This is a genomic window from Mesorhizobium sp. M7A.F.Ca.CA.002.04.1.1 (assembly GCF_004022805.1).
GTDB lineage: Bacteria > Pseudomonadota > Alphaproteobacteria > Rhizobiales > Rhizobiaceae > Mesorhizobium > Mesorhizobium ciceri.
Genome location: NZ_RZPL01000897.1, coordinates 1 through 1,995, shown reverse-complemented (window position 1 = coordinate 1,995; position 1,995 = coordinate 1). Strand labels below are relative to the sequence as shown.

Below are 1,995 nucleotides of genomic sequence, written 5' to 3'. Positions count from 1 at the left end.
GTCCTAGCCTGCCGCCCGGGCCGAGAACCGCCGGCGATGAATCCCCCCTCATCGCGACGCGACGGAACCGGACGGCCCAAGGCTGGAAGGCAGGCGGACAACCGCCGCCTCCCTCTACAAGAGGAGACGCGTGATGCGCTCTTTCACTCCCAAGACCTCGCTTAGAACTGCAACACTCACGGCGCTCCTCATCGCCGTTCCGCTTGCCGGCGCCTATGCCGCGGGCCATCACAAGGGCGCTCTCGACGCGACCGATCCAACCGATATGACTGGCCCGCGTGTCGAGGCGCTTATCCAACAGGTGCAGGGCGTCCGGCAGGGCATCGTGGACGCAAGACAGGCCAACAACATCACCCCGGCTGTGGCGGAACGCCTGGAAATGCGCACGGCCCACATCAGTCAGGCGGCAGAGAAAGTCGCCGCCTCCGATCACGGCAGGATACCGGCCGCGCAATACCATGATCTGCTGCGCCGTCTCGACAATGTCGACCAGCGGCTGATGATCGACACCGGCAGCGGCTTCATGATCGGCGACGGCGCCGACGGCGGCAATTACCCGAACGGCTGAGGCCATAGCGCCCGAAACGGTCCAAGAGGAAGGAACCGCCTGGCGCCTTCGAGAGCGATCCCGCGGGCGTCCTTTTTACCAGCCGAGCAATACCGCGATCAGGGCGATCACCGCCGGCACGGTCTGGATGAACAGGATCTTGCGCCCGACCGTTGCCGCGCCATAGAGGCCGGCAATGGCCACGCAAGCCAGAAAGAAGACCTTGACCTGGAACCCGGCCGCACCAAGGTATAGCCCCCAGATCAACCCGGCGGCGAGGAACCCGTTATAAAGTCCCTGATTGGCCGCGAGCACTTTCGAGGCACTGGCGAATTCCGGGGTCAGGTTGAAAGCCTTGTGCCCGCGCGGCGTGTCCCACAGCACCATCTCCAGATAGACGATGTAGGCATGGATCAAGGCCACCAGCCCGACCAGGATGTTGCCGATCATTTTTTCCCCCTTGATGTGTTGCCGGCAGCATTTCATGCGCGGCCTCGCCTGCGCAAGGTGCATTTGCCGGACGGCATCCGAGGGTTGCCAACGCTTTTGCGTTGGTGTCTTTTCGCGCCGTCCCAATCACGGAAGTCGCCATGTCCTTTCAGAAACTCGACGACCTCGGTCACAAGCTCGAAGCGCTCGAGCATGCGCTGGCCATCCTCGGTGCCGATGAGGCCACGCACATGGCCGTCGGCGGCGGCGAGAAGCGTGCCGAGGCGATGTCGGCACTGGCCGGCATGTATCACACCAGGGCAACGGCGCCCGAGATAGCAGACTGGATCGCCGCGGCCGAACAGGAAGCGCTGGGGGAGGAGCAGCGCGCCGCCGTCTCGGAACTGCGGCGGCAATACACCAACCTGACCTGCCTGCCGGTCGAATTCGTCGAACGCCAGACGACCGCGCGCATGCGTTGCGAGCAGCTGTGGCGCGGCCTGCGCGCCAAGAACGACTGGGCAGGCTTCCAGCCGGCGCTGGAAGGCGTCGTGGCGCTGGTGCGCGAGGAGGCGGCGCTGCGTGCCGATGTGCTCGGCCTGGCCCCCTATGACGCGCTGATGGAGCAGTACGACCCCGGCAACCGCACCGCCGACATCACGCCTGTGTTCAGCGACCTGAAGGCTTTTCTGAAAAGTTTCGTGCCGGAGGCGCTGGCGATCCAGGACGCACGGCAGCGCAAGCGCCCGCTGAAGCCGCTTTCGGGCACCTATGCGATCGATCGGCAGCGCGAGCTCGGCCTTGCCATGATGACGGCAGTCGGCTTCGACCTGACGCATGGGTCGCTGTCGGTGTCGCACCACCCTTTCTGCGGCGGCGTGCCGAGCGACGTGCGTATCACCACCCGCTACAAGACGTCCGACTTCCTGTCGGCGCTGATGGGCGTGCTGCACGAGACCGGCCATGCGCTCTACGAACAGAACCTGCCCAAGGCATGGTCGCACTGGCCGCTCGGCAAA

At 65.1% G+C, this 1,995-nt stretch carries 2 protein-coding genes and 1 pseudogene; 2 read left to right on the top strand and 1 reads right to left on the bottom strand.

All coding sequences use genetic code 11. The features are described from left to right. Nucleotides 1-133 precede the first annotated feature (133 nt). On the top strand, nt 134-568 hold the full coding sequence (locus tag ENZ75_RS30130) for a hypothetical protein (RefSeq protein ID WP_027162534.1): 435 nt from the start codon (nt 134-136) through the stop codon (nt 566-568). Nucleotides 569-643: 75 nt separating this feature from the next. Here ENZ75_RS30130 and ENZ75_RS30125 read toward each other — a convergent pair whose 3' ends face one another. Further along, nucleotides 644-997, bottom strand: a complete 354-nt coding sequence (locus ENZ75_RS30125) for a DUF1304 domain-containing protein (protein ID WP_063169204.1) — start codon at nt 995-997, stop codon at nt 644-646. Between the two features lie 140 nt (nt 998-1,137). Between ENZ75_RS30125 and ENZ75_RS30120 the strand changes: the two are divergent. Then, nucleotides 1,138-1,995, top strand: a pseudogene (locus ENZ75_RS30120) (carboxypeptidase M32); the annotation flags it as partial.

What these genes read in the sequence shown, in the direction of transcription:
- ENZ75_RS30130 (WP_027162534.1), top strand. Translation starts at nt 134, where the DNA reads ATGCGCTCTTTCACTCCCAAGACCTCGCTTAGAACTGCAACACTCACG.
- ENZ75_RS30125 (WP_063169204.1), bottom strand. Translation starts at nt 997, where the DNA reads ATGATCGGCAACATCCTGGTCGGGCTGGTGGCCTTGATCCATGCCTAC.